The sequence below is a fragment of the Mesorhizobium sp. P2_F7 genome, from assembly GCF_056403695.1.
Window position 1 is genome coordinate 57,280 of record NZ_JBFUFA010000015.1, and the last position, 26,635, is coordinate 83,914.

A 26,635-nucleotide genomic window follows, 5' to 3' on the forward strand; every position below is an offset into this window, starting at 1 on the left:
GCGTTTCTGCCGGCAGCGTTCGGATCGCGGCCGCGTCCGCTCATGATGAATCATGTGATTCCTGGACGGTTTCCTGGAGTTTTGCGCAAACCGGAAGCCAAGCTGGCGCCACGGCATCCCCCGCGCGGGAGATGTCAGCAGTCTCGCTTTGGGTGAAAAGGCGCTGAAGTGCGATTCGGTTTTCGAATGGCAACCGTTGCCCCGTTTGAATTTCTGGCCCGTTTGGACTTGTGGATTGAGCGATAGATGACGGGCAGCACGTTCAGGATCTTGCGGATCACGCCGCATTTCTATCGCCCCGGCAAATGGCCGGCGGCTTTCGACCCGGTCGGCGGGCTGCAGAACCAGACCTGGACCATCGCGCAAGGCATGGACCGGGCGGGCGTCTCCCAGACCGTTCTTACCACCTACATTCCGGGCAGCCCGAGGCAAGTGCAGCTGTCGCCAAGGATGCGCGTCACATGCGCCGGCTGCTGGCTGCCTGAGATGATGGCCGGCCCCTTGCTCTGCTTCACCTGGTTTATGGCGGCGCTGCCGGAGCTTTTTCGCGCCCGTAGCCGCTATGACGTCGTCCACATCCACTTCAACCATTCCATCTGGTGCAGAGCGATCGCTCTCCTCGTCAGCTGGTTGGACATCCCGCTTGTCGTGTCGATGAACACGCCGCTGTGGTCGGGTCTTCAGGAAGCGCTGCGGCTTAAGGGCAAGCCTTATGACGTGACACGCTGGGTGGAGCAAAAGGCCTTGCACGCCGCCGACCGAGTTATTGCCTTGACCGAACGATATGGCCGGGAGATCGCAGCCGAGATGGGGCTCGATCGCAGGAAGGTGCCGGTCATTGCCGACGCGGTCGACGCTGCAGCCTTTCAAAGCCCGATCGCTCACGAGGCGCTACAGGCGTTGCGCACCGAACATGCTATTCCCGCTGACCGGCCGGTCGTCAGCTTCATCGGCCGCATTAGTGCCGAAAAAGGCTGGCAGGATTTGCCGGCCTTTGTCGAGCCACTGTCCGAACAAGGCTTGTTCCTGCTGATCTGCGGCGACGGTCCCGACCGGCGCAAGCTTGAAACGGCGCTTACGGCGATCGCCCGGCCCGACGCCTGGGCCATCACCGGTTTCCTGGAGCCGGCGGAGGTAAAGAAGGCGCTCAGGATTTCCGACGTCATGATCCTGCCGTCGCGGCGCGAGGTGCTGGGCAGCGTCCTGCTCGAGGCGATGGCCGCCGGTGTCCCTGCCGTCGCTTATGCCGTGGGCGGCGTCGCCGATGTCGCCGGCTCGCCGCCGGCTTTGGCACTGGTGCCGGAAGGCCGATGCGCGGAGCTTGTCGAGCGAACGCTGGAACTCGTCGCCGACGAGGCGGCGCGGCAGATCTTAATCGAACGTGGTCTCCAGCGGGTCGGAGATTTCTCGATCGGTTCGGCGGTTGCACTCAACCTCGACCTGTACGCCTCGATATTCAGTGACGCCCCCCATGGATCGCACCGTCTGGCAACGAGGCTGGCTTTGCAGGAGGACGGCGGTTCGCCGGATGCGACTTGATCAACATCGTCACCACGCGCAGTCATGCCTATACCGTTCGGCATCTGGTGCGCCAGTTGGGCAATGCGCGCCACTGGAGCTACGAGCGCCTGTTCCGGCAGAAGGAACTGCGCTCCGGCACCTGGATATTCACCGACCACGAACGTCTCTCCAACTTCGAGATCGCGCTGGCCGCGAAGCTTGCCAACAAGCTCGAACAAGGCGGCGCCCAAGTGCTCAATCATCCGGCTCGCGTGCACAGCCGCTATGAGTTGCTGACGACCCTCAACAGGGCCGGGATCAACGGCTTTTCGGCCTGGCGCTGCGAAAGCCTGCCGCGGCCGAATTCGTTCCCCGTGTTTATCCGCAACGAATTCGATCACCTCTCGGGCGATCTCGAACTGATCGCCGATCAGGAGGCGCTCGATGCAACCCTCGACCGGATGAAACTGAACGGGATTCCGCTGACCGGCAAGTTGGTCATAGAGTACGCCGGCCAGGAGGTCAGCCCCGGTGTCTGGCAGCGTTTTGCCACTTATCGCGTCGGATACCGTATGATTGCCCATCACAATGTCGTCGACTTCAGCTGGGTGGCCAAAGATGTGGAGGACGAGCAGCGTGTGCTCGACCATCCGATGTTCGACAATTTCGTCGAAAATGAGCGCCGTTTCGTTGCCGACAACCTGTACGACGATGTCTTGCGGCAGGCTTTCGATCTCGCCGGCATCGACTATGGCCGCGCCGATTTCTCGCTGGTGGACGGGCGCCCGCAGATTTTCGAAATCAACACCAATCCGTACCATGCCTCCCATCGCACGCTCTATCGCGAGACGTATGCGGCCAGGATAGAGACGCAGCGGCTTGCCGAGGACAGGCTCTACGGGGCGCTGCGCGCCATCAACATGCCGAGCTACGACCGCATTGTGCTCGATGACCCTGCCCTTCAGCGGCAGCAGATGTTCAAGCGGCTTTTCACGGGGCTGAAGCGTGCTTGATCTTGCACGGCGCACCGGTCTGACAGCCTGCCGGTCACTCAAATTCGAGGTCACCGACCATTTCGATTTCGGTTCGGTGGAATATCACCGGCTGTTCAGCCAGGCGCGAATGTCAGCCTTCCAGCACCCGGACTGGCTTGCCGCCTTCTACCGTCACCTGGCGCCAGCGCATGGCGCAAAACCGCTCGTGGTGACAGGCCGCAATGCCCAAGGCGGCCTTCGCCTTGTCGTGCCGCTGGTCCGGCTCGCTGATCTGGATGGGTTGAGCCGCATCGAATACGCTTTTCTCGGCGTGACCGACTATGCCTGCCCGGTTATGGCCGACGGCACTTTGCCGGGGCCGGAAACGGCGCAGTGCTTTCGCGATGTCCTTGGCCCACATCACGGGCTGACGATCGGGCCGGTGCATCGCGACCATGTGCATCAATGGCGGTTGCTCCTGGGAGCCGAACCCTTGACGCTCGACTTCGGTGCGCACGCTGTGGATTACAGCTTTCCCTACGCCAAATGGCGGCGCTCCAATCTCGGCACGCTTCATGCTGCGACCCTCGACCGCAAGGCGCGCCGGCTGGCAGATAGAGGCGGGCTTCGGCTGGAGTTTGTGCAAGCGCAGGATGTTCGCTCGGCCATGGTTGCGGCACGCGACTTCCGCGCAGGGCGCTTTCGCGGTGACCCGTTGCAGACGACACACGGCCTGGAATTCTACATCGACGTCGCCACCAGGGGAGCACGCTCAGGACTGGCGCGAACCTACCGCCTCGCCAGTGAAGACGGCTGCATCGCGCTTGTCTTCGGGTTGGTCGACGGCGGATGCTTCCGCTACATTCTGCTCGCCTGCAACTACCCCCTCTACAGCCGACGTTCTCCCGGCCGTGTCGCACTCGACCGTGTCATGGCGGCGTGGGCGGTGGATGGCGGCACATCTTTCGATTTCACCATCGGCGACGAGCCGTTCAAGGCAGGCTTCGGCTGTTCGCGCAGCCCGATGTATGAATTCCGCTTGTGAAAAACGGACGAGGTTTCCTGCCTGCCCGATCAGACCACCGCCACGACATCGGCCGAATAGCGCAATTCGCGCAATGGTTTGACCCGGCTGGTCGTCTCGGCATAGAGCGGGTGCGCCTTGTAGGCGGCCAAGGCCGCATCGTCTTCGAACTCGGCATAGACGACCACATCGATCGCGTCCGACAGCGGATCGACCTTGGTGTTGAGCGTCACCTCGAAGAGGTTTGAATGCGGGATCTTGCCCAGGTTGAGCAAGCCCGTGCGCACGGCTTCGACATCGTCCTTGCGCCGCGCGCTGAAGAAAACGATATGCCGGATCACGCCTGCCTCCACATTCGATTTGCCGGCATGTTTTGTGTGAGCGGGACCGCTGCGTCAACCGCCACGATGTCGCGCCCGGCGGTACCGGAAGGACTTTGCAGAGGCGCAAAAAGCTACCCCCCGCCGGTGACGTAGCGAACGATGCGCGACATCTCTCTGACCGAAGTGTCGAGATAGCGGCCACTGTTGTAGAGGCCGTCCCAGATCAGGAAAAAGGCGATGGCCATGATGACGATGACGTAACGCATGGCTGAAACTAACGTATGTGGCGGTTCGTAACCATAGTGATTTCGCCGAGGGTCGCGCTCTCCCGCGAATTCTGGCCTCGAGCCGGCTGGTTTTGGCCCAGCCGCGTGCACAGCTTGCCTCTTGAAGTTCCGCTCGATGCGGTGGAAGATTGTGGCGAAAATTCACGCAGGGTGCGGCGTTCGCGCCTGGCGAATGAAATGTGGAGGATGTGGAGGCCGGCAGATGTTGCGCCGTCACCGCGAAAGTGCAGGGGGATGTGAGATGGCTGTCAAGGAATACAAAGGCATAGGCGACGCCATCAGGCTGGACGAACTCAACTTCGCCGAGATCGTCAAGGGCTTGCCGGCCAAGGCGCGCATGGTGCTGTCGGCAGCGATGAAACTGCCGCGCGGCTCGCTGAAGGTGAGGATGCCGGATGGCCGCGCCGTTCTTGTCGGCGGCAATGCGCCCGGTCCCGACGCCGAACTGGTGCTGAAGAACTGGCGCCTGCCCGGCCGTGCCTTTTCCGGCGGCACCATCGGCGTTGCCGAATCCTACATGGACGGCGACTGGGAAAGCCCTGATGTAACCAGCTTCCTCGAACTGTTTGTCGTCAACTCGGCCGTTGGCGAACGCATTGCCGGCGGCGCCAGCTGGCTCATCAACACCGTCCAGCGCATCCGCCACTGGTTCAACGAAAACACCCGCACCGGCTCGAAGCGCAACATTTCGGCGCACTACGACCTCGGCAACGCCTTCTACAGGCAATGGCTCGATCCGAGCATGACCTATTCGTCGGCGCTCTATGCCACCGGCGCCAACGACCTTGAAAGCGCGCAGGCCGCCAAATACCGCGCCTTGGCCAAGGACACCGGCATCGGCAAGAAGGACCATGTGCTGGAGATCGGTTGCGGCTGGGGCGGTTTTGCCGAATTTGCCGCGCGCGAGATCGGCTGCCGCGTCACTGGGCTGACCATCAGCCGCGAACAGCACGACTTCGCCAAGGAACGCATCCAGAAGGCCGGGCTTTCTGACAAAGTCGACATAAAGCTGCAGGATTATCGCGACGAAACAGGCACTTACGATCGCATTGCCTCGATTGAGATGTTCGAGGCGGTCGGCGAAAAATACTGGCCTGTGTTCTTCGGCAAGATGAAGGCCTGCCTGAGGCCCGGCGGCACCGCCGGCCTGCAGATCATCACCATCAACGAGGCCGCCTACGATACCTATCGGGCGCGGCCGGACTTCATCCAGCGCTATGTCTTTCCGGGCGGCATGCTGCCGACGCCGTCGATCCTGAAATCTCTGGGCAGCGACCACGGCCTTGCCCATCTGCGCGAGCGCGTCTTCCCGGACGACTATGCCCGCACGCTGGCCGAATGGCGTAACCGCTTCTGGCAGTCGTGGGAAAAGATCGTCCCGCTCGGCTTCGACGATCGCTTCAAGAAGCTCTGGGAGTTTTACCTCCACTATTGCGAAGCCGGCTTCAGAGCCAGCTACATCGACGTACGCCAGGTGGTCTACAAGGCGTAGAGTGTTTCACCGTTTCACGGAAACGGCGAAACACTCTATCGCTTTGTTTTGACGCAATTCCGGACAGAAAACCGCTCACACTTTTCCTGGAATTGCTCCAGTGTGAGCGGGCATTGCCCGCCCCTCAAAGCAGGATGCGGTACTTCGCAAATCCCGCTTCGCCCTCGCCCATCGGCTCGATCTTCAGCGATTTCACCGAGGCGATAAAATCCTTCGCCTTGGGACCGGTCTCGAACACCACGCTGGTTCCAGGCAGCGGCGTGAACGACCAATTGTCGTCGGCCGACGGATTGATCGTGCCCTCGCTGACGACGTAGCGCACGATCACGTCGCGGTTGGTGTCCGGCGCCTCGTAGATGATCTTCGAGGCATTGATATCAGGGAAATTGCCACCGCCGCCGGCGCGATAATTGTTGGTGGCGACGACGAATTTCGCTGAGGGATCAATAGGCTTGCCATCGAAGCTGAGGTCGATGATGCGGCTGGAGCCGGCATTGGCGACGCCACCCTTGGCATCGTATTTCGGCGGCTGCGACAGGTCTATCTTGTAGCTGACGCCGTCGATCACATCGAAATTGTAGGACGGGAATTCAGTGTCGATCAGCGCCTGGTCGGCTTTCCCGGCCTCGATCTTCCTGAAAATGCCGGCCGACATTTCCAGCCATTCCTTGACCTGCGCTCCGGTGATCTCAACCGCCCGTACTGTGTTCGGATAGAGATAGAGGTCGGCAACGTTCTTGATGGCGATGTCGCCCACCGGCACGTCGGTGTAGTAGTCGGCACCGTTGCGCCCGCCGGCCTTGAAGGGTGCGGCCGCCGAAAGCAGCGGCACATCCTTCCACTGCGTGCTCTTCAAAATGTCCTTGAGGTACCAGCTCTGCGCCTGGTTGACGATCTGCACTGAGGGATCGTCGGCCACCAGCGCGAAATAGGAATAAAGCGGCGCCGACGTCTTGCCGACCGGGCGGCGCACATAGGCAAGCGTCGCCTCGTGGTCCGCCTTCAGCGCATCGACGATGCGCGGGTCGTCCGCCACCGTCGGCTTGTTCGCCTTGTCGACGCGCTCGTAGATCGGCCGTGCCTCCGAAGTCGCCGAGACCACGCGCCATTTCGATCCATCGCGTTCCAGCAAAAGGTCGATCAGGCCCATATGCGAACCCCAAAAGCCGCCCATCACCGCCGGCTTGCCTTGCAGCGTGCCCTTCTCGGCGTCGACGCCGTCAAGCGCCTGAAAGTCCTTCTTGCCGGGGAAAACCAGATGCTGATGGCCGGTGAACACCGCATCGATGCCCTCGACGCCGGCGACGAAGAACGAGGCGTTCTCCATGCCATCGCCCTGTTTGATATCGATGCCGGAATGCGAGAGCGCAATGACGATGTCGGCGCCCGCCTCCTTGATCTCAGGCACCCAGGCCTTGGCCGCCTCGACGATGTCGCGCGTCCGGACATTGCCTTCGAGGTTCTTCAGGTCCCAGACCATGATCTGCGGCGGCACGAAGCCGATAATACCGATCTTGATCGGCTGCTCAGCGCCCGACCCGTCCTTGATCTTCTTGTCCAGGATGACGTAGGGCTTGAGATAGAGCTTGTCGTCGCGCGGGTTGGCGGCAAGCTCGGTGCCGCGGATCAGATTGGCGCAGACGAACGGAAAATTGGCCCCGGCCAGCACCTTGTCGAGAAACGACAGGCCGTAATTGAACTCGTGATTGCCGAGCGTCGAGCATTCATAGCCGAGCAGGTTCATGCCCTTCATGATCGGATGCAGGTCGCCATCCTTAAGGCCCCTTTCGTAAGCGATGTAGTCGCCCATCGGGTTGCCCTGCAGGAGATCGCCATTGTCGATCAGCATGGCATTGGTGGCTTCCTTGCGCACCGCCGCGATCAGTGACGCCGTACGCGACAGGCCCATCGTGTCGTTCGCTTTGTCGGCGTAGTAATCGTAAGGCAGCACATTCACGTGGATGTCGGTGGTCTCCATGATCCTGAGGTGCGCCTGGTTGGCCTCAGCGCGGGCGGAAAACGGATGCAGCATGATCAGCGCGCCTGTAGCGGCCGCACCGGCAAGAAAACCGCGACGGGAGACGGGGTGGAACAAAGGCGACATTGGTTTTCCTTCCCAGCGACGTGAACAGCCCAGCCCCGGCCGAAACCTTCGCGCCGAAAACTGGCCATGTCCATCGGGAGGTCAATCGATCAGCAAAAGGTGACGGCTGGATGAATATCCGTGGCCGACAGGAAGACCTCAGCCCTTGTCGTCATCGCCCTGGGTGATCAACCGGGCGCTGCGCTGGCCGGTGAGATAAATCCATAGCCAGCTAAGCGATACCGACAGCCGGTTGCGGAAGCCGATCAGGAAGTAGATGTGGGCCACGCCCCACAGCCACCAGGCGAGCCAGCCGGTGAGCTTGATCCAGCCGAAATCGATCGCGGCCGCCCACTTGCCGATCGTCGCGAGGTCGCCGGCATGTTTGTAGCGGAAGGGACGCGCAGCACTGTCCCCGGCCAGCCGCGCCCTGATCGTCGCGGCAACATGCTTGCCCTCCTGCTTGGCGGAAGGCGCCACGCCCGGCACCGGCTTGCCATCCGGCCGCAACACATGCGCCGTGTCGCCGATGACGAAGATTTCTGGACTGTTCAGCACGGTAAGATCGGGCTCGACCATCACCCTGCCCGCCCGGTCGACCGGTGCGCCCAGCCACTCGCCTGCGGGCGAGGCGGCAACGCCGGCGGCCCACAGGATAGTCCGCGCGGGAAGATGGGTATCGCCAAAGACGACGCCTTCGGCGTCCAGGCGCGTGACGGCGCGGCCAAGCTCCACCGTGACGCCCAGCCGTTCCAGCGCCGTGCGGGCATAGTCGGACAGTTGCGGCGCGAAATTGGCCAGGATTCGGTCACCGGCCTCGACCAGCACCACGCGCGCCTCACGCGTGTCGATGTTGCGGAATTCGCCGCGCAGCGTCTCATGCGCGAGCTCGACGATGGTGCCGGCAAGCTCGACGCCGGTCGGGCCGCCGCCGACAATGACCAGCGTCAGCAGCGCCTGGCGCTTGGCCGGATCGGTCTCGCGCTCGGCCTGCTCGAAGGCAAGCAGGATGCGGCGGCGGATGGTGGTGGCGTCCTCCAGCGTCTTCAGCCCGGGCGCAAAAGGCTCCCATTCGTCATGGCCGAAATAAGCGTGGCGCGCGCCGGTGGCGAGCACCAGCGTGTCGTAGGGAACTGAACTGCCGTCCTCGAGCAGTACGCGGTTGGCCTGGCGATCGACGCCGGTGACGTTGCCCAAAAGGGTCGTCACATCCTTGCGCTTGCGCAAGAGATGGCGGATCGGCCAGGCGACCTCCGAGGTTGCCAGCGACGTCGTCGCCACCTGGTAGAGCAGCGGCTGGAAAAGGTGGTGGTTGCGCTTGTCGATCATGGTGATGCGCACCGGTGCACCGGAGAGCGCCCGGGTCAGTTCAAGACCACCGAATCCCGCACCCACGACAACGACATGATGGCTGGTTTCGCTCATCGCACTCACCTCGTTTTCACTGTTCTTATCTAGTGATTTTTGTGCACCGCAACAATCTCGTAGAGCGCAAGACTGCCATGCATCAAGGCTGCCCAAGACTCGCCTTCCAATGTCGCGAATGCCTATGTCGGCAGGCTCGGACGGGTATAGCCTCGCCGGACAGGATTACGGGAGTGAGGCATGGCCAACGATCAACAGGACGCCAAAGATGGCGAAGGCCCGGCACAATATTCCTCGCCGCCTTGCTTCATGCACGAACTCGATCCGGAATTCCGCGCGCCTTTGTCCGACTGGACCGATGTGCGCCGTTGGCGCAAGGCCGAGCGCGAACGGCTGATCGCGGCGCGTCTTGCTGTTTCAGCCGATGCGCGCGCAGCCATGTCGCAGCGTATTGCCGACGGTCTCGACGCGGTGATCGGCGACATTGCCGGCCGCATGGTCAGTCTCTATTGGCCGTTTCGCGGCGAGCCGGACCTGCGGCCCTGGATGGCGTCGGTCAACGAGCGCGGCGGTCGTACCGCGCTCCCCATCGTTATCGAGAAGGGACAGCCACTGATCTTCCGCGCTTACGTCCCGGGCGACCGGCTGGAAAAAGGCGTCTGGAACATCCCCATTCCTGCCGAAGGCGACCCGGTGTTGCCCGACATTGTCATTGCACCGATCGTCGGCATCGATCCGCAAAACTACCGCCTGGGCTACGGCGGCGGCTTCTTCGATCGAACGTTGGCGGCGATGCCGTTCAAGCCCTTGGTCATCGGCGTCGGCTACGAGTTGCAGCGCATTCCCACCATCTACCCGCAACCGCACGACATCCCGATGGACCGGCTGGTGACCGAGGCCTAAGCGCCCATTCGGCAAATGAAACCGGCTGGATTTCGCTAATGCCAAAAATCCGACTTGGTCGACGAATAGCATGATCTTCAAGGTGGCCACGCTGCGGAGCACCATTTCGACAGGCGCTCCGGGCGGATTCAACCGTGTCCAGCCGCTCTTGGACTGGCTGCTCACAACGGATGAGAAGATGATCGGACGAACCATAGCAACTGCCCTTGCAATCGCGTTTTCCTTTTCGCCTCTGCATGCGCAACCACGGCATCGTTTGCCGAGCGGCTATAAATGGGGCCGCTGCCTGCTTGTTGCTGACGGTCAGACCCGCATATCCGGACGATGCTCCTATCAAATCGAGCAAGGCGGCGATTTCAACATCCAGGGGCCCCGGCAAGTTTTTGCTGGGATCGACTATGCCGACACGCATAGTGGCGCCGGTGAAATGTCCGAAGATTACTGGGCGGATGTCTACAAGGACGGCGATATCTGGGCGGGCTATGGCAACTCCGACATTCGCGCAACGCACGGCGATGAACGCTGGGAAGACCTTCGCCGCGAAGGCGCGTGCTATATCGGGCAGGACGTCCGGATCTGCCTTTGGCGATAGAGCGGTTCACCGTTTCACGGAAACGGCGAACCGCTCTATCTCTTTTGTTTTTACGCAATTCCCAAGGGAAAGCGCTTCGCGCTTTTCCCGGGAAAACCGCTCACACTTTTCCTGGAATTGCTCTAGGCCAGTTCCGGCTTCATGCCCATGGCGGTCCGATCGACGATCTCGCGCAGGGCAAACGACGAATTGATCTTGGTCACATGCGGCATCGCCGACAGCCATTCCTTGTGGATGCGCTCGTAGTCGACCAGGTCCTTGGCGGCGATGCGCAGGATGTAGTCGTATTCGCCCGACATCAGGTGGCAGGACAGCACATTCGGGCAGCGCTTGATCGCCGCCTCGAAATCAGACAGCGTCTTTTCGAATTGCCCCGACAGCGAGATGTGCACGATCGCCGTCATCTGGTGGCCGAGCGCAGCATTCGAAAGCCGGGCGTGATAGCCGCGAATGGTGCCGGATTTCTCCAGATTGTCGAGGCGACGCGAGCAGGCAGACTGCGACAGGCCAACTCTTTCGGCCAGCGCCGCATTGGGTATGCGCCCATCCTTCTGCAATGTCTCGAGAATGGCGATATCGATCCTATCGAGCGGCATTTTTCGTGATTCCTGCGAAAATCATGCTATTTGGCGCAACGATTATCGAAACGCATGATCCCGCGCAAGCGCATTCGCAAACACCTGCGCAACGATTCGTGGTTCACTGGGTTCATACAGGGAACGAGCCCAAAAGGGCCGGATCAGGAGAAGACAATGCGCGTCGGCTGCCCCAAGGAAATCAAGAACCATGAATACCGCGTCGGTCTGACGCCGGGCTCGGTCCGCGAATATGTCGCGCACGGCCATGAAGTGCTGGTCGAAACCGGCGCCGGCGCCGGCATCGGCGCCGATGACAATGCCTACCGCGCCGCCGGCGCCACCATCGCCAAGACCGCCGCCGACGTGTTTGCCAAGTCAGACATGATCGTCAAGGTCAAGGAGCCGCAGCCCAATGAATGGGTACAGCTACGCGACGGCCAGATCCTCTACACCTATCTGCACCTGGCGCCCGATCCGGAGCAGACCAAGGGCCTGCTCGCCTCAGGCGTCACCGCGATTGCCTATGAGACCGTGACCGACGACCGTGGCGGCTTACCGCTTTTGGCGCCGATGTCGGAAGTCGCCGGCCGCCTGTCGATCCAGGCCGGCGCCACCGCGCTGCAGAAGGCCAATGGCGGCCGCGGCGTGCTGCTCGGCGGCGTGCCCGGCGTGCTGCCCGGCAAGGTCACCGTGCTTGGCGGCGGCGTCGTCGGCCTGCATGCGGCCCGCATGGCCGCCGGCCTCGGCGCCGATGTCACCATCATCGACCGCTCGATCCCGCGCCTGCGCCAGCTCGACGACCTCTTTGCCGGCCGCGTCCACACCCGCTACTCCACTGTCGAGGCGCTGGAAGAAGAATGCTTCTCGGCCGACATCGTCGTCGGCGCAGTGCTCATCCCGGGTGCTGCTGCCCCCAAGCTGGTGACCCGCGAAATGCTGTCGGGTATGAAGAAGGGCTCGGTGCTGGTCGACGTCGCCATCGACCAGGGCGGCTGCTTCGAGACCTCGCATGCCACCACCCATGCCGACCCGACCTATGAGGTCGACGGCGTCATCCATTACTGCGTCGCCAACATGCCAGGCGCCGTGCCGGTCACCTCTGCGCACGCACTCAACAACGCGACGCTGCACTATGGCCTGCAACTGGCCGACAAGGGTCTGAAGGCGCTGGTCGACGACCATCATTTGCGCAACGGTCTCAATGTCCACAGAGGCAAGATCACCAATCGCGCCGTCGCCGAAGCGCTCGGCTACGAGTTGGTCGAACCGAAGGCGGTTTTGGCCGCCTGACCTGACTTAAACCAGCCTTTGCCTCCCACCCGCCGGTTGTACCGGCGGGTTTTTCTTTGTCCAAGATCCTGACATCGGAATTAAACAAGCTGACGGGCAACAAAAAAGCGGAGCCAAAGCCCCGCTTCCTCAGTCGTCGAGATTCCCGCCGGTTCATCCGCGGTCGGCAAATCCATCGACATGTCCCTTTTAGCGTATGAATACGACGGCAGTGCGACAGTTTCTCAGCCAGCCGCGCGCCGCCATGTTCGCGCCGATTGCTGGCGCTGTGTGAAGTGCTTCACATCAGATATTCGAAAAACCTGCGCAGACAGATACCGCCAACTTGACGGCCCCAGCCACCTCCCGAACGCCTGATGTCTCCCATGCAGGCCTCTTCGGCGGCAGCTTCCGTCACACGGTTCCCAACTGCCCGCCAGACGATCGGCGGGCATCTTTTTGTCACGCGCGCTCGATGCGGCACTGATAGCAATTGTTGCGCGCCGAGCGGACATGGACATAAGCGATGTCGTCGCGCTCGAACAATGTCTCGGCACGCGCCGCTATGTCATGCGTGGGAATGACGCCGCCGCTGCCATAGACGATGCGGTCATCCGCTCCATAGCCGCGCACAATGTAGTCGCTGCTTTCCAGCATGTCCGGAAGCGCTTCCGCCTCGGCTGCACGTTCGCATTCCTGCGCATGCAGAAAGATCGGTCCGGTCTCGGCGTAAGGCTGCAGTTCGGGAAACGGCCGGTAGGCAAGGATCAGATAGCCATCGCCTTCGGCGACGTTTCTCAGGCAATGCCGGCACGGAACGCCGTCACCGTCGGAAACCTTGCGCTCGGGCGTTTGGCCATAGGCATCCGGCCCGCCACGCTGCAGGGCTCTGACGTCTTCTGTCGGCAAGGCTTTGAACTGAACGGTCATGGCTGGATCTCCGGTGTCGTTGACCGGAAAATATGCCGCCACGCTGATGCCTCCCACCCGATTCCTGCCAAGGCTGCAAGGCCGCCAGCAGCCCGGCCATTTCAAGCCGGACCGCTGAAAAATTGCTTCAGAAACCTGTCGTCGTCAGCGGATGAAATCATCGAAGCGGCGCAGCGTCACCCGGCGGTTGCGCCAGTTCTCGTCCTGGGTCTGCACCAGGAGGAATTCCTCGCCATAGCCGACGGTCTCCAGCGCATAGCCCGGCACGCCAAACTCGCGCACCAGCGTGCGCTTCAGCGAGGCGGCGCGCTGCTCCGACAGGATCTGGTTCGACTGGAAGGAACCGACCGCATCGGTGTGGCCCTCGATCAGCACGCGGGCGCCGGGATCGCGGCGCAGAATGCGCTCCAGCGCGTCGGCGATGTTTTCGATCTTGCCGTATTGCGAGCTGGAAATGGCGGCCGAGCCGAAGGCGAAATTGATCGACTGGATGTCGATCGAGCGCGCCTGACGCCGCAGATCCGGCCGCCGTTTGAATTCGCGGATGGTGACGCGCTGGTTGGGGCGCAGTTTCACCCGGGGCGCGGCGTCGAGCTGTCGCTCGATCGTTGCCGCCGACGGGGTGGTCGCCTGTGCGGCGGCCAAGGTCGGCATGGCAAGGGCTGCAATCAGCGCTGCGGCAAATGTACGTCGGCTCAGCATATCCTTCTCCTCGGCAATGGTCGCGTCAGTGTTGACGCCACCATGGCAGAGGCAGTCTGAAGCACCGATGAATGGCAGGTTCAGCCTTCAGGCAGAAATCACGGCCGCATGACGCTGGCCGAGCGCTCGGCAAAAGGCAGCGGATGCACGGTCTCCTTCTTTTGCGCCACCGGCGCAAAGCCGAGCTTCTGGTAGAGCGGCAGGGCGGCCGGATGATCGAGCGTGCAGGTCTGCACCGTCACCCGCTTCGGCCCGTATGACCAGGCGGCGGCGATCGCGGCGCCCAGGAACCAGCGGCCGATGCCTTGCCCGGTCGCGTGCTCCATCATGCCGAAATAAGCGAGCTCGACTTCCTCAGGCAGATGCGGCTTGAGGTCGAAGAACCCTGCCGGCGCGCCGTCGAGATAAAGCACGCGGATGTCGCGGTCCTCGCGGTGGATCCCGGCCGCAAGCTCGTCATCGTCCAGCCGCAGCACATTGACCCAATGCCATTTGCGCCCCACCCGATCCATCAGATAGCGGTAGAAATGCAGCGGAATGTCCTTGGTCTTCAACAGCGCGATCTGCTTGTTGTAGGGCACCGGCGGCGAATAGGCCGGCGGCACATGCATTTCCAGAAACGTCACCGTAACCTCGATGTCGTCCAGCACGCCGTTTTCCATCGCCATCATTCCTTGCCCGTTGCAACGGGCGTGTCTGATAGTCCGCCCCATTCCGTCCATGAGCCGTCATAGAGCCTGTTGTCGGTGTGGCCGAGCGACTCCAGCGCCAGCGTGATGACAGCCGCGGTGATGCCGGAGCCACACGAGGTGACGACGGGCTTCGACAGGTCGATGCCGGCATCTTCGACAGCCTTGCGCAACTGGTCCTTCGACAACAGCGCGCCATCTTGCGACAGCGCTGAATAAGGCAGGTTGCGTGCGCCGGGCATGTGACCGGAGCGGACACCGGCACGAGGCTCCGGCTCGGCTCCGGTGAAGCGGCCGGCGCCGCGGGCGTCGGCAATCTGGCTCTCTTTGGTTTCGACGATGCGGCGCATGTCGGCGAGGCTGGCGACCCGGGCGGCATCGAAATCGGTATGAAACACGTTTGGCGCGATCTTGGTCGGTTCCGCCGTCACCGGCCGACCCGCCGCCTTCCAGCTGTCGAAGCCGCCGTCCAGAACATAGACCTGGAACACGCCCATGACGCGGAACATCCACCATGCGCGCGGCGCCGAGAAGAAACCTGGGCCGTCATAGACGACGATGGTGTCGTCGGCCGAGATGCCCATCGTGCCGACATATTGCGCGAAATGCTGCGGCGACGGCAGCGTGTGCGGCAGCTTGGCATCCGGGTCCGAGGCCGCATCGTGATCGAAGAAGCGCGCGCCCGGAATATGCGCCGCCTCATACTCGGCGCGCGCATCGCGCTTTTGCGCCGGCAGATACCAGGACGCATCGACGATCGTCAGGCCGGGCTCGCCAAGCCGGGTCTGCAACCAGTCCGCATCGACAGTGAAAGGGCTGTCATCGGCCATTCTTTTTCTCCTGCTTCGTCTTCGGCAAAACTTGTTTGGCTTGACAATATGGATGCGTTCCGAGCGCGCAACATTCGGTTTGGATACGCGACATAGTCAGCCGCCGCAGTCCCTTGATTCCGATTGTTTTCATGTTTCGTGGCGAGTACGGATGATCGTTATGATCTGGGGTGGGCGGGGTCAATAATCTCGGCATGAGCAATCTTCTGTTTTCTCGTATTCCCAGCAATCCGCTTTCGCTCGGACTTGTCTGCAACTTCATTGCGCACTATCCGCCTTTCGACGGCTATGAGTTCGGCCTGATGGTGAAGACGCTTCGTTACCAGCTGGATCAGCAGACACACATGATCGGCTCGATCGACGATGCCATCGTCGCTTATGTCGGCTGGATCCAGACCAGTCGCGAGATAGCCGAGGCCTGGGCAATAAATGGCGGCCCGCTTAATCCCTTCCCCGATGGCGATGCCACAGCGGTGACGGTGCTGGCGACGCGATCCTCGTCCCATATCCTGCCGCTGATCAAAAAAGCCAAACTCATCAACCTCGACAAATCAGTATTCTGGAAACGCGACTTCATCGACAACCGCGGCTCGGTCAAGCGAGCCGTCCGCAAGCGCGACGTCTGATGCAATCAGTCGAATCCGCCGAGGCGCTGACGCAAGAGATACTCATCCGGCTGGATGACCGCTATGCCGCAATGTTTGTGCGCATCTGGCGGCCTGCCGGCACGCCGCGTGCGACAGTCTTCTGCCTGCACGGCTTCACCGGCAACGGCGCCGACTTTGACTACCTCGCCACTTTCCTGTGCCGCAACGGCTTCCTGGTGATCTGCCCGGACCTGTTGGGACGCGGACGCAGCGCCTATCTGGGTTCAGGATACGACATCAACCTCTACTCCAAATGCCTGCGTGCACTCGGTGAGTTCGCTGGTACGGAGAACCACTTCATCAGTACTTCGTGGGGCGGCACGATTTTGCTTCTGTTTCTGCACATGACACGCTCCAAGGCCGCGAAAATCGTTCTCAACGACGTGCCAATGCTCGGCGGGCCGAAGGTCGACGCGATGAGAAACGAAGTCATGAAGGAAAGTACGCTTGCGTTCGAGACCCGCGCAGCGGCGAAGAATTATCTGAGCGCCACCAGGGCCGTCATGGGCCCGGTCGAGGAAGCGGTATTTAACCGCTATGTCGAGAACAGGATCGCGGCCAGTCAGGATGGTTTCCGGTTGGCCTACGACCCGGCCACGACTGGGAATTTCGGAGCCATGATCGGACGCGAATATGATCTTTTTCCGATCGCGGCAAAGATCGACGCCCGCATTCTGCTGATGTACGGCCGTGACAGCCATTTCATCGACAGGCAGGCCATTGACCGCACGCGGGTGATCCGGCCAGATCTGGGACTTGTCGACAATATCGATGCGGGCAATCCGCCGTCGCTGATGACGTTGGACCAGGCCCTGCTCATCCTGGGTTTCCTGTCTGCCGTCTGAAACTGGATCTGTCGTGGCGGGGGTGATTCCGGAGATGCAATTCGACGATTTATACAGCAAGTTTATCGCCGAGACCTATGACCGGCAAAGCTTGGTCGAAGATCCCGCCAAAATCCTGGTTTGCACGACGCCGCGAACGGCCGGGCATTCCTATTGTCGGGTCCTGCAGCAACTCGGTCTGGGAATACCCACCGAGTATTTTCAGTGGCAGTATGCCTTGCCGTTGATGAGACGGTGGTCGATCGACGGCACAATGGACGTCGAAAAACTCAATCAGCAGGCGCCGGCCTACGGTCGCCATCTCTTGGAGAAACGGACCGAGAACGGCGTTTTCAGCGCCAAGATCTTCTATGAGAACCTGCCCTTCGCACGCAGTTCAATCGGCGATGACGACGACAACTCGTTCTACGTTTTCCTCTCGAGGCGAAACAAGGTAGATCAGACCATCAGCCTGCTTTCGATGCTCCACACGGGCCAGCCGTTCGACAGTCAGGAGAAGCTGCCTGGGATTCCCACGGTGACAATTTTGAGCGAGAAAGTTGTCCGAGACACCGCGCAGTATATTTTCGATAGAGAAATCAGGTGGAAAAATTACCTGAACACTGTTGATCGCCGCAGAGTGGCTCATGTGTTCTACGAGGACTTTATCGCGGACCAGCAGGAAAACGCATCCGCCACAATGAGCACCTGGTTCCCAGGCTTCGCGCTGAAGTCAAAAGCCATATCGACAAGCAAGCGCTATGCGCATGATGTCGAGTTCAAGACCATGATCGGAAGGCAATTCGGGAGTTATATCCGGCGGTTCTGGCAGGAACATGCCTGACCTTGAGTCATCTACGCGAAACACTGATCGAAGCCCCCTCCGCCGGCCGTAGCGCCAACCCATAGTCGAACCTGATCACATCGTCAGCACGGCTGAAGGCGAACTGGCGGATTACCGCGAGAACAGCCTCTTTGACTTCCAGCCGGCCGAGACGCGCGCCACCACACATGCGCGGTCCGGTTAGGAACGGAATAAAAGCCCGTCGGTCGAAGCTGTTCTCGATGAATTCCTTCCTGCTGGCGTCGAAGGTACGCGGGTTTTCCCAGAAGGCTGGATGCTGGTGCACGCCGATGATCGACACCATGATCAGCTGCCCGGCGCGTAAATCGCGGCCGTCGAGTGTCGTGTCAGCGCCCACTTCGCGGGTCAGAAACGGTATCGGAGGGAAATAGCGCATCGTCTCGTTGATCAAGCAATCGGTGTACGGCGTATGCGCGTCGCCTGAGAGGACCTCGGAATGGATGCGCTCCTGCACCTGCTGGTTGGCCCCCAGCCGATCGATCACCCAAAGTGCGGTCGTTACCGTTGTCTCGACGCCGGCGAAGAAATTCATGACGAACTCTTCCACCGGCGAAAAGCCTTCAACGTCGCGGGCCTCGCTTCTAAAGCGGTCCATCTCGGCCGCCGCCCGGGAATCCGCCATCAGCAGCGCTGCGAAATCGGCAATCACCGCGCGGGCATCCTGGATAGCATTCGCGCGTTCGGCGGTCGTCGGAGTCACCCAGGAATAGTATTGGAGACGCCTCAACACATCGCGCACCCTGTCGAGCAGCAAGAGTGTAGCCGCCATATCGGGAACAAGGCCGAAAGCCCGGTAAAATATCGTCATCGACGCAGCGAACAGGGCATGCTGAATCGCAGTTAGCGTAGCCTCGGTGCCGGAAAGACCTGTAGCATAGATTTCCGCCACTGGATGCTGCTGCGCCGGCCTGGCGGCCGCCAGGTAAATATCCTGGGTGATGGCGCGCCGGACAGACCAGTCCTCGTCATTGGTGTTGAAGCGGCTAAACCCGAGGGCCGAGATCAGGGAGAAGTTCTTTCGGAAGAGCTCCGGCGCCTTGACGATGACGTCGACGGCCTCGGGATCGTCGAAGACAGTCAGATTGCCGAGATCTCGGGCTCTTCCGTTCGGCCCCACCTGCCCGCTCTGGGCGAAAAGCGCATAGACAAGGTTGTTGAGCACGCTTTCGATTTGCGCTGGATTGTCCACCAAACCCCCTGTCAGCCGCGGCTCGGTCAGCCCCAGCGCGACGCTTACCACATCTGTCCACCGGCGCTACCAGGCACCGTGGCAAGACCGCAACACCGTCCTATAAAATTGCTGGCCGGACTTGCTGCAATATGCCGTTAGGTTATGTCTGTAATGCTGGGTTTTAGGGCAAGATTCTGGGCGGGGTTAAGTAAATGCGGGCTAGGGCACCGGGTAAACTATTGGCGACTGTTGCGGCATCCGCCGCTTCGATGACTTCGGTGGGCGTGATTGCCGCGCATGCAGAGGATGCGAAGGCCACAGACCAGTCGGTCATCGATTCACGCGTCAAAATCGCCTTCGAGGGCGCGTTCTTTCAAAACAACGTCCATGAGGACGACAAGACCGGCGGCACCGACAAGCTCGGAAATAGCAACGGTGACTTCTCAGGTTCGATCGCGCTGACCAAGCAGATTTCGTCGGACATGGACTGGCGCCTTGCAGGTGCGTTTCACTTGGGCAAGAAACGTTCCTGGGAAGAGAGTGGCCAGATACCACAAGGCTTTTTGACCATAGGCTACGGCGACGACTACAGTTTCCAGGCATTCGATTTCGACGTCGGTAAGCACGTCAAGGTTCAGGCCGCCGATATCCGCTTCTTTGGCGGTCTGCGCCTGGTGCATTCGGATGAAAGAGTTGTTGCCTCCGAAGGCTTCAACCCGGACGATCCAGCCGACAAGGGCGGCACCGTCGACAAGATAGGATCGTCGGAATATTGGGGCATTGGCCCGCGTGTCGGCGCCGAGGCATACTACCCGCTGAACGAAACCTGGGGGCTGACAGGCGCTGTTTCCGGCTCCGTCATGTGGGGCCGCCGTGAAAACCGGGCCGGAATCAACTACGACTTCACAACGGGTGTACAGGGCTCTGTCCCGTTGGGGAGCGAGTCCGAGAACCAGACAGTGACAAATCTCGACGCCTCGGCCGGCCTGAGCTGGATGCCCCTCGAAGGCGCGACCTTTACGGCCGGCTACAAGATCGAGCAGTGGCACAATCTGCTAGTCAATGCGGACAGCACCACCCAGACCTTCCACGGCCCGTTCCTTCGTCTCGAAGTCAAAATGTGACGGTATTAGCCGGCACGCGGTGGGCTTGGGCGCGATGTTCGAATCCAGGATCGCGGTCAACGGCAACGTCAAATTGCACTACACGGCGGCGGGCTCTGGCCCGCCGATCGTCTTCCTGCATGGCTTTCCCGATCACGGAATGGGTTGGCGCCGGCAGATGCAAGCGCTTTGCGGCCGCTATCGCGTGATCGCGCCGGACCTGCGGGGCTTCGGACAAAGCGATGCGCCACAGGGCTACGGCAACTATGTGCTGACGCATTTGGTCAACGACGTGCTGGCCGTTCTTGCGGCGGAAAAGCTGACCCAGGCCGCGATTGTCGGCCATGACTGGGGCGGCATCATCGCATGGTGGCTGGCTATACGCGTGCCGCAGGTCGTGCGCCATCTCGTCCTGCTGTCGACGCCGCACCCGCGTAATCATCTGCGCGCCATTGCTGATCCGGCCAATGCCGAGATCACCGGATACATACGCCGCTTCCAGGTCCCAGGCGCGGCCCAGATGCTGGTCATCGATGAACTCGCCACCTGGGTCACCGATCCGCAGGACAAGCAAGCGTTGATTGATTCGCTCAGGCAATCCGATCCGGAAGCGATGCTGGGCTACTACAGGGCCAACATACCGCTTGGCAGAGTGCCGGATCTGGGCCAACTGCCTTTGGTCAAGGCACCGACCCTGGTCCTATTCGGCACCGACGATCCCTATGTTCCGGCCAGTGCTTTTGACGGCACCTTCCGAGAAGTCGACAACGTCACCGCCGTGATTGCGTTGCCCGGGGCGGGCCACTTCATCCATCATCAGGCAGCCAGGTTCGTCACCGAGCAGATCGAAGCGTGGGTGGAGCGACCGCCTTCCAGTTTCCGATACCTTGGCTAAGCCAAGGTATCTTAGGACCGCCTGAGCAATATAGAGGCCAGGTGCTGTTTGACCCTAATTCGCCGGCATCGGTCCGAAGCGAATGCGAAAACGCCGGTTCTCGCGGCCCTTCTTTTCGATCTTGCCGATGTGGATCTCGCCGATCTCGCCGGTGCTTTTGACGTGGGTGCCACCGCAGGGCTGGCTGTCGACCGAAGCGTTGTCGCCGATGCAGACCAGGCGGATCTTGCCGGTGCCGACCGGCGGGCGGACATTCTTGGATTTCACCAGGCCCGGATTGGCCGCCAGTTCCTCGTCGGTGATCAGTCTGATGAAGATCGGGTGATCGGCGCGCACCAGCGCCATAAGCCCGGCGGTGACATCTTCCTTGGTGAAGCCGGCATCCGGAGCGTCGAAGTCGACACGGCTGTCATCCTCGGAAACCGCAGCACCGGTGATCGGAAACGGACAAACGACGGTGAGCAAATGACAGGCGGCGTGCATGCGCATCAGGAGATGCCGCCGCTCCCAGTCGATGGCGAGTTTCACCCGCTCGCCAATTTCGGGCACCGGCTGCTCGGGCGCCGGCACATGGATGATCTCGTCCTTGGTCTCGCCGGTGATGGTGGCGGCAATGGCGATGCGGCTGCCGTCGGCGCGCTCCAGCATGCCGGTGTCGCCGGGCTGGCCACCCGATGTCGCGTAGAAGATCGTCCGGTCGAGAATGATGCCGCCACGCTCATTGATCGCGACCACGGTGGCATCAGTCGTCTTCAAATAGGCGTCGTCGCGAAACAGCGCTTCGGTATTGTGCGCCATCAGGCAACCTTCTCGTATGGCACTGATATTGTGCTGCGCTCGTCCATCCAGCCCGGCACCGGCAAGTTCTTCTCGCGTAGGAAGTCCGGGTTGAACAGCTTCGACTGGTAGCGCGTGCCGTAGTCGGCAAGGATGGTCACAATGGTGTGGCCGGGGCCTAGCTCGCGCGCCAGCCGGATCGCGCCGGCAATGTTGATCCCGGTTGAGCCGCCGACGCACAGGCCCTCTTCCTGGATCAGGTCGAAGACGATCGGCAGCGCTTCCTCATCCGGCACCTGGAATGAGAAGTCGGGCGTAAACCCTTCGAGATTGGCCGTGATGCGCCCCTGCCCGATCCCCTCGGTGATCGAGCTGCCGTCGGACTTCAATTCGCCGCTGGTGTAGAAGGAATAGAGCGCCGCGCCCAAGGGATCGGCGAGCGCGATCTTGACGTTCTTGCTTTTGGCCTTCAGCCCGAAGGCGACGCCGGCCAGCGTGCCGCCCGAACCCACCGCCGAGACGAAGCCGTCGACCTTGCCGCCGGTCTGCGCCCAGATTTCTTCCGCCGTGGTGCGGATATGGCCGTCGCGGTTGGCGACATTGTCGAACTGGTTGGCCCAGATCGCGCCGTTCGGCTCGGAACGCGCCATCTGCTCGGCCAGCCGCCCCGACAGTTTCACATAATTGTTGGGGTTCTTGTAAGGCACCGCAGGCACCTCGATCAGCTCGGCGCCGAGCAGCTTGATCGTGTCTTTCTTTTCCTGGCTCTGTGTCTCGGGAATGACGATCACGGTGCGATAGCCCAGCGCCTTGGCGACCAGGGTCAGGCCAATGCCGGTATTGCCGGCCGTACCTTCGACGATGACGCCGCCCGGCTTCAACAGCCCGCGCTGTTCGGCGTCCCGGATGATGAACAGGCCGGCGCGATCCTTGACCGATTGCCCCGGATTCATGAACTCGGCCTTGCCCAGGATCTCACAGCCGGTTGCTTCCGAGGCCTTGTTGAGGCGGATCAGGGGCGTGTTGCCGATCGCTTCGATCACAGAACGGGGCATCCAGGATTCCTTATGTAGCTGCGCGAGACCCTAGAAACCCGAAGCTTGCGTTTCAAGGCAAGAATTCGCCTGGTCCAGTCGCATTTCGGGTACTGCAATCTCCTGTCGCCGGATGACTCGCGATGACGATCATTTCATCCTTGTTCGGAAAAGCGCTCTTTTCATTCGATTTTTTCACCGCTAGAGCACTATTGACAGATCGGCAGGGCGCAGAATGACACTTTACCGGGCCAACCCGAAGCACGGCGTCGCCTGGATCACCGGCGGCAGCAGCGGCATCGGCCGTGCTCTGGCCAAGGACCTTGCGGCAAAGGGCTTTGTCGTCGCAGTGAGCGCGCTTGACGAGCATCCGATCGACGCGCTCATCGTCGAAACGGCACAGATGCCGGGACGCGTGGTTGCCTACCCTTGCGACGTCACCGACGAGCCGCGCATGGCAAGCACTGTGGCGGCGATCGAAAAGGATCTCGGGCCTATCGTGCTCGCCGTCTTCAACGCCGGCAACTATATCGCCACCCCCGGCGAAGACCTCAAGGTCCGCGACTTTCGCCAGTCCTTCGAGGTCAACTATTTCGGCATCATCAATGGTCTCGTCCCGCTCATGGAGCGCATGCGCATCCGCGCGCGCGGCCATATCGTGCTTGTCGGCTCGGTGACCGCCTATTTCGGCTGGCCGACCACGGCCGCCTATGGCGGCTCGAAAGCGGCGATCAACATCCTGGCCGAGTCGCTCAAATACGATTTCGACAAGATGAATGTCCGCGTCCAGGTGATGAATCCGGGCTTCATCGACACACCGCTGACCGAAAAGAACATGCTGCCGATGCCGGGCCTGATGCCGGTCAACCGCGCCTCGCGCCGTATGCTGCGCGGCATCGAAAAGGGCGGCTTCGAGGTCACCTTCCCGCGCCGGCTGAGCTGGGGGCTGAAGCTGCTGGCACTGCTGCCGAGGCCCTTCTGCCGCTGGTTCATCAGCACGGCGACCCGCTGGACGGGGCGGCCATTGAATTTCGATCGCAAGCCGCCGAACGAATAACTGTCCACAGGCCGGCTGTTGCTTGGGCGAAATTGCCGCCATAGGTTGAGATTTGTTGCGTGGAGTCTGCAATGGGGCGACGGATCGTGTTTGCGGTGCTGGGCGTCGTCGTCATCCTTGTTCTGGCCTTCCTGCTCGGTCCGCGCGTTCCCGTCGACACCACGATCCGCTTCGATCCCAAAGTGATCGGCGACGATCCGCAGGCCTATCTGGCGCGTGAGGAAGCAGCCGTCCCCAACATCCGTGACGGGCTCGAGAAAGAAATCATCTGGGCCGATCCGATGGTCCACGCCAAGACGCCGCTGGCGATCGTCTATATCCACGGCTTTTCGGCATCGAAAGGCGAGGTTCGCCCTCTGGCCGACGAGGTCGCCGACCAGCTCGACGCCAACCTTTTCTACACCCGCCTCACCGGCCATGGGCAGGACGGCGCGGCGATGACACAAGGCAGCGTCAATGCCTGGATCAACGACTATGAGGAGGCGCTCGCCATCGGCCGGGCCATCGGCGACAAGGTGATCGTCATTGGCACCTCGACCGGCGGCTCGCTGGCGACATGGGCGGCGACAGAGCCTGGCGCGTCGGATGGCGTTGCCGCAATCGCGTTCATCTCGCCGAACTTCGGCGTCAGGGCTTCAGGCGCCGAGCTGCTGACCATGCCCTGGGGCAAGCAGATCGCCGAACTCGTCGGTGGCAAGGAGCGCAGCTTTCCGACCCGCAACGCGCTGCACGAGAAACTCTGGACGCACACCTATCCGATGGCGGCCGTACTGCCGATGGCAGCACTGACCGAGCTCGCCTACGCGGCACCTGTGGAGAAAGCGACGATACCGGCTCTGTTCACCTTCTCGGATTCGGACAGTGTGGTCCGCGAAGACCGCACCCGCGAAATTGCCGGCCGCTGGGGCGCACCGCACGAACTGGTGCCGGTCGACGACAATGGCGATCCCGACAACCACGTCATTGCCGGCGATGCGCTGTCGCCCTCGACCACGGCCTTCCTGGCGCAGCGGATTGTGGTGTGGGTCAAGGCAATTACCGAGTAGCCGCAAAACAAAAAGGACGGCCGGAGCATTGCTCGGGCCGTCCTCATTTCTACAGTCAGCAATCAAGCCAGGCGCGACGCGCCTGGTCGATGTGTCCGATCAGGCAGCCCGCGCCGCTGGCCGCTTGCCACCGAAGCGGCGCTTGTTGTTGCCCTTGAAGGGCTTGGCGCCTTCCGGCTTGCGCTCGCCTGCACCAGCAAAGGCCGGCTTGTCACCAAAACGCTTCTTGCCAAAGCCGTTGTTCTGGCCACCGGGGCGCCTGCCGTCGCGGCGGCCATTGCGGTCGTTGCGATCGTTGGCCGGCTCGAAGCGCTCGTTCTTTTCAGCCGGATTGCGCACCGGATCCGGGCTGCCGAGATGGTCGGCAACGATCGGCAGCTTGCTGCGGATAATGCGCTCGACCTGGCGCAGCTTGCTGTTTTCGGAAGGATCGCAAAGCGTAATCGCAATGCCATCCATGCCGTTGCGGCCGGTGCGGCCGATGCGGTGGACATAGCTTTCCGCCTCGTCCGGCAGGTCGAAATTCACCACGTGGCTGATGCCGGGCACGTCGATGCCGCGCGCCGCAATGTCGGTCGCCACGAGAATGCGCACCGAACCCTCGCGGAAATCGTTGAGCGCCTTCTGGCGGGCGTTCTGCGACTTGTTGCCGTGGATGACGGCAGCCTTGAAGCCGTCGCGCTCGAGGTCCTTGGTCACCCGGTCGGCGCCATGCTTGGTGCGCGAAAAGATGATGACGGACTTCATCGCTTCGTCGGCGAGCATCGTCGACAGCACCTGGCGCTTCTGCTTGGTGCGGGCAAAGACGACGCCTTGCACGATTTCGGCGGCAGCGGTGCTTTGCGGCGCGACTTCGACGCGGATCGGGTTCTTCAGCAGGCCCTTCGCCAGTTCGGCGATTTCATTGGGCATGGTGGCCGAGAACAGCACCGTCTGACGGTCAGGCGCGGTCGCCTTGGCAATGCGCTTGACGTCGTTGATGAAGCCCATGTCGAGCATGCGGTCGCCCTCGTCCAGCACCAGCCACTTCGTGTCGGAGAGGGTCAGATCACCCTCACGCACCAGGTCGGTCAGGCGGCCGGGCGTGGCGATCAGGATGTCGACGCCGGGAGCAACCTTCTTCACCTGGCTGAAGCGCGAGACGCCGCCAAGCACGAGAGCGGTCGAGACATGCGCGCCCTTGGCGAGGATCTTGATGGTGTCCTCGATCTGCACGGCGAGTTCGCGCGTCGGCGCCAGGATAAGCGCACGGGTGGTCTTGGCCCGGCGCTTGGTGCCGAGCGCGATGATCTTCGACAGGATCGGCAGCGCGAAGGCAGCGGTCTTGCCGGAGCCGGTCTGGGCGATGCCGAAGATGTCACGGCCTTCCATCTGCGGCGGGATCGCCTGCGTCTGGATCGGCTTCGGCTCAGTGAAGCCGGCGCCATGGGTCGCCTTGAGCAGCGCGCCCGTAATTCCAAGTGCTGCGAAACCGGTGAGTTCCGCAGTGTTGCCGGTCACAGTGTTGCTACCGGTTGATGTGTTTTCGTTGGTCAAAATAGTCTTCTTTCACGCGGCCTTAGCCGCAAACATCGATGGCGGCAGGGCGCAACCTGCCGTCGAAAAATTTGATATGAAACGACAAGGCGGGCGGACGGAAACGTCCACTCGGCTGCGCTGTCGTGCCCGCAGGCAT

Annotated in this window: 27 protein-coding genes; 14 read left to right on the forward strand and 13 right to left on the reverse strand. The window is 61.6% G+C overall.

The window, feature by feature from the left end:
• Nucleotides 1-246: 246 nt before the first annotated feature.
• From AC1DZ8_RS29780 to AC1DZ8_RS29790, 3 genes are read left to right on the forward strand one after another with little or no spacing between them, the layout of a single operon-like run.
• The gene (locus AC1DZ8_RS29780) at nucleotides 247-1,539 is read left to right on the forward strand and encodes a glycosyltransferase family 4 protein (protein ID WP_477305482.1); all 1,293 of its coding nucleotides are present in this window, start codon (nucleotides 247-249) and stop codon (nucleotides 1,537-1,539) included.
• Nucleotides 1,536-2,513, forward strand: coding sequence for a hypothetical protein (locus AC1DZ8_RS29785; RefSeq protein WP_477305484.1), 978 nt, complete (start codon nucleotides 1,536-1,538; stop codon nucleotides 2,511-2,513). Before AC1DZ8_RS29780 ends, AC1DZ8_RS29785 begins: the two co-directional genes overlap by 4 nt.
• Nucleotides 2,506-3,519, forward strand: a complete 1,014-nt coding sequence (locus tag AC1DZ8_RS29790; RefSeq protein WP_477305486.1) for a GNAT family N-acetyltransferase — start codon at nucleotides 2,506-2,508, stop codon at nucleotides 3,517-3,519. The genes AC1DZ8_RS29785 and AC1DZ8_RS29790 overlap by 8 nt, the downstream gene beginning before the upstream one ends.
• Before the next feature lie 29 nt (nucleotides 3,520-3,548).
• Here the strand turns inward: AC1DZ8_RS29790 and AC1DZ8_RS29795 are convergent, their stop codons facing one another.
• Together AC1DZ8_RS29795 and AC1DZ8_RS29800 are read right to left on the reverse strand one after the other, a co-directional pair.
• Complete coding sequence (locus AC1DZ8_RS29795; protein WP_477305488.1) at nucleotides 3,549-3,839, reverse strand: Dabb family protein; 291 nt, start codon at nucleotides 3,837-3,839, stop codon at nucleotides 3,549-3,551.
• Nucleotides 3,840-3,952: 113 nt separating this feature from the next.
• Nucleotides 3,953-4,087, reverse strand: a complete 135-nt coding sequence (locus AC1DZ8_RS29800) for a hypothetical protein (protein WP_477305490.1) — start codon at nucleotides 4,085-4,087, stop codon at nucleotides 3,953-3,955.
• A gap of 262 nt (nucleotides 4,088-4,349) precedes the next feature.
• On the opposite strand from AC1DZ8_RS29800, the gene AC1DZ8_RS29805 reads away from it, so the two are divergent.
• Nucleotides 4,350-5,600: a class I SAM-dependent methyltransferase gene (locus AC1DZ8_RS29805; protein WP_477305492.1), complete on the forward strand. Its 1,251-nt coding sequence runs from the start codon at nucleotides 4,350-4,352 to the stop codon at nucleotides 5,598-5,600.
• A gap of 124 nt (nucleotides 5,601-5,724) precedes the next feature.
• On the opposite strand, the gene AC1DZ8_RS29810 is transcribed toward AC1DZ8_RS29805, so the two are convergent.
• Nucleotides 5,725-7,704, reverse strand: coding sequence for a bifunctional 2',3'-cyclic-nucleotide 2'-phosphodiesterase/3'-nucleotidase (locus tag AC1DZ8_RS29810; RefSeq protein ID WP_477402110.1), 1,980 nt, complete (start codon nucleotides 7,702-7,704; stop codon nucleotides 5,725-5,727).
• Between the two features lie 138 nt (nucleotides 7,705-7,842).
• On the reverse strand, nucleotides 7,843-9,108 hold the full coding sequence (locus AC1DZ8_RS29815; RefSeq protein ID WP_477305495.1) for an NAD(P)/FAD-dependent oxidoreductase: 1,266 nt from the start codon (nucleotides 9,106-9,108) through the stop codon (nucleotides 7,843-7,845).
• A 249-nt stretch (nucleotides 9,109-9,357) separates the two neighbouring features.
• Between AC1DZ8_RS29815 and AC1DZ8_RS29820 the strand changes: the two genes are divergently transcribed.
• Nucleotides 9,358-9,951 (forward strand): 5-formyltetrahydrofolate cyclo-ligase, encoded by a 594-nt coding sequence (locus AC1DZ8_RS29820; protein WP_477305573.1) that lies wholly within the window; start codon nucleotides 9,358-9,360, stop codon nucleotides 9,949-9,951.
• Nucleotides 9,952-10,021: 70 nt separating this feature from the next.
• On the forward strand, nucleotides 10,022-10,543 hold the full coding sequence (locus AC1DZ8_RS29825) for a hypothetical protein (protein WP_477305497.1): 522 nt from the start codon (nucleotides 10,022-10,024) through the stop codon (nucleotides 10,541-10,543).
• Nucleotides 10,544-10,665: 122 nt separating this feature from the next.
• On the opposite strand, the gene AC1DZ8_RS29830 is transcribed toward AC1DZ8_RS29825, so the two are convergent.
• Entirely contained in the window at nucleotides 10,666-11,139 is a 474-nt protein-coding gene (locus AC1DZ8_RS29830) for an Lrp/AsnC family transcriptional regulator (protein ID WP_112395099.1), read from the reverse strand.
• A gap of 156 nt (nucleotides 11,140-11,295) precedes the next feature.
• Here AC1DZ8_RS29830 and ald point away from each other — a divergent pair, with 156 nt between their 5' ends.
• Complete coding sequence (gene ald / locus AC1DZ8_RS29835) at nucleotides 11,296-12,411, forward strand: alanine dehydrogenase (RefSeq protein WP_436260054.1); 1,116 nt, start codon at nucleotides 11,296-11,298, stop codon at nucleotides 12,409-12,411.
• A gap of 441 nt (nucleotides 12,412-12,852) precedes the next feature.
• Here the strand turns inward: ald and AC1DZ8_RS29840 are convergent, their stop codons facing one another.
• From AC1DZ8_RS29840 to sseA, 4 genes are all read right to left on the reverse strand, one after another.
• On the reverse strand, nucleotides 12,853-13,320 hold the full coding sequence (locus AC1DZ8_RS29840) for a DUF1203 domain-containing protein (RefSeq protein ID WP_477305500.1): 468 nt from the start codon (nucleotides 13,318-13,320) through the stop codon (nucleotides 12,853-12,855).
• Nucleotides 13,321-13,464: 144 nt separating this feature from the next.
• A complete protein-coding gene (locus tag AC1DZ8_RS29845; protein WP_477305502.1) occupies nucleotides 13,465-14,022 on the reverse strand; it encodes an OmpA family protein in 558 nt (185 codons plus the stop codon).
• Between the two features lie 98 nt (nucleotides 14,023-14,120).
• On the reverse strand, nucleotides 14,121-14,684 hold the full coding sequence (locus AC1DZ8_RS29850; protein WP_352558829.1) for a GNAT family N-acetyltransferase: 564 nt from the start codon (nucleotides 14,682-14,684) through the stop codon (nucleotides 14,121-14,123).
• A gap of 5 nt (nucleotides 14,685-14,689) precedes the next feature.
• Nucleotides 14,690-15,541 carry a 3-mercaptopyruvate sulfurtransferase gene (sseA, locus tag AC1DZ8_RS29855; RefSeq protein WP_477305504.1) on the reverse strand — a complete coding sequence of 284 codons (852 nt, stop codon included), beginning with the start codon at nucleotides 15,539-15,541 and terminating at the stop codon, nucleotides 14,690-14,692.
• Nucleotides 15,542-15,735: 194 nt separating this feature from the next.
• Between sseA and AC1DZ8_RS29860 the strand changes: the two genes are divergently transcribed.
• From AC1DZ8_RS29860 to AC1DZ8_RS29870, 3 genes are read left to right on the forward strand one after another with little or no spacing between them, the layout of a single operon-like run.
• A complete protein-coding gene (locus tag AC1DZ8_RS29860) occupies nucleotides 15,736-16,167 on the forward strand; it encodes a hypothetical protein (RefSeq protein ID WP_477402113.1) in 432 nt (143 codons plus the stop codon).
• The gene (locus AC1DZ8_RS29865) at nucleotides 16,167-17,033 is read left to right on the forward strand and encodes an alpha/beta hydrolase (protein WP_477305508.1); all 867 of its coding nucleotides are present in this window, start codon (nucleotides 16,167-16,169) and stop codon (nucleotides 17,031-17,033) included. The genes AC1DZ8_RS29860 and AC1DZ8_RS29865 overlap by 1 nt, the downstream gene beginning before the upstream one ends.
• 34 nt (nucleotides 17,034-17,067) lie before the next feature.
• Nucleotides 17,068-17,856, forward strand: coding sequence for a Stf0 family sulfotransferase (locus AC1DZ8_RS29870; RefSeq protein WP_477305510.1), 789 nt, complete (start codon nucleotides 17,068-17,070; stop codon nucleotides 17,854-17,856).
• Between the two features lie 7 nt (nucleotides 17,857-17,863).
• On the opposite strand, the gene AC1DZ8_RS29875 is transcribed toward AC1DZ8_RS29870, so the two are convergent.
• Complete coding sequence (locus AC1DZ8_RS29875) at nucleotides 17,864-19,117, reverse strand: cytochrome P450 (RefSeq protein ID WP_477402116.1); 1,254 nt, start codon at nucleotides 19,115-19,117, stop codon at nucleotides 17,864-17,866.
• Between the two features lie 170 nt (nucleotides 19,118-19,287).
• Here AC1DZ8_RS29875 and AC1DZ8_RS29880 point away from each other — a divergent pair, with 170 nt between their 5' ends.
• Both AC1DZ8_RS29880 and AC1DZ8_RS29885 read left to right on the forward strand, forming a co-directional pair.
• Nucleotides 19,288-20,172 carry an Lpg1974 family pore-forming outer membrane protein gene (locus tag AC1DZ8_RS29880; protein WP_477305514.1) on the forward strand — a complete coding sequence of 295 codons (885 nt, stop codon included), beginning with the start codon at nucleotides 19,288-19,290 and terminating at the stop codon, nucleotides 20,170-20,172.
• Between the two features lie 34 nt (nucleotides 20,173-20,206).
• Nucleotides 20,207-21,046, forward strand: a complete 840-nt coding sequence (locus tag AC1DZ8_RS29885; RefSeq protein ID WP_477305574.1) for an alpha/beta fold hydrolase — start codon at nucleotides 20,207-20,209, stop codon at nucleotides 21,044-21,046.
• 54 nt (nucleotides 21,047-21,100) lie between these two features.
• Here AC1DZ8_RS29885 and AC1DZ8_RS29890 read toward each other — a convergent pair whose 3' ends face one another.
• Complete coding sequence (locus tag AC1DZ8_RS29890; protein WP_477305516.1) at nucleotides 21,101-21,844, reverse strand: alanyl-tRNA editing protein; 744 nt, start codon at nucleotides 21,842-21,844, stop codon at nucleotides 21,101-21,103.
• Entirely contained in the window at nucleotides 21,844-22,878 is a 1,035-nt protein-coding gene (locus AC1DZ8_RS29895) for a cysteine synthase A (RefSeq protein ID WP_477305518.1), read from the reverse strand. Before AC1DZ8_RS29895 ends, AC1DZ8_RS29890 begins: the two co-directional genes overlap by 1 nt.
• Nucleotides 22,879-23,092: 214 nt before the next feature.
• Here AC1DZ8_RS29895 and AC1DZ8_RS29900 point away from each other — a divergent pair, with 214 nt between their 5' ends.
• Nucleotides 23,093-23,914: an SDR family oxidoreductase gene (locus AC1DZ8_RS29900; protein WP_477305520.1), complete on the forward strand. Its 822-nt coding sequence runs from the start codon at nucleotides 23,093-23,095 to the stop codon at nucleotides 23,912-23,914.
• Between the two features lie 71 nt (nucleotides 23,915-23,985).
• Nucleotides 23,986-24,960: an alpha/beta hydrolase gene (locus tag AC1DZ8_RS29905; protein WP_477305522.1), complete on the forward strand. Its 975-nt coding sequence runs from the start codon at nucleotides 23,986-23,988 to the stop codon at nucleotides 24,958-24,960.
• A 99-nt stretch (nucleotides 24,961-25,059) separates the two neighbouring features.
• Here AC1DZ8_RS29905 and AC1DZ8_RS29910 read toward each other — a convergent pair whose 3' ends face one another.
• A complete protein-coding gene (locus tag AC1DZ8_RS29910; RefSeq protein ID WP_477402119.1) occupies nucleotides 25,060-26,496 on the reverse strand; it encodes a DEAD/DEAH box helicase in 1,437 nt (478 codons plus the stop codon).
• Between the last annotated feature and the right edge of the window lie 139 nt (nucleotides 26,497-26,635).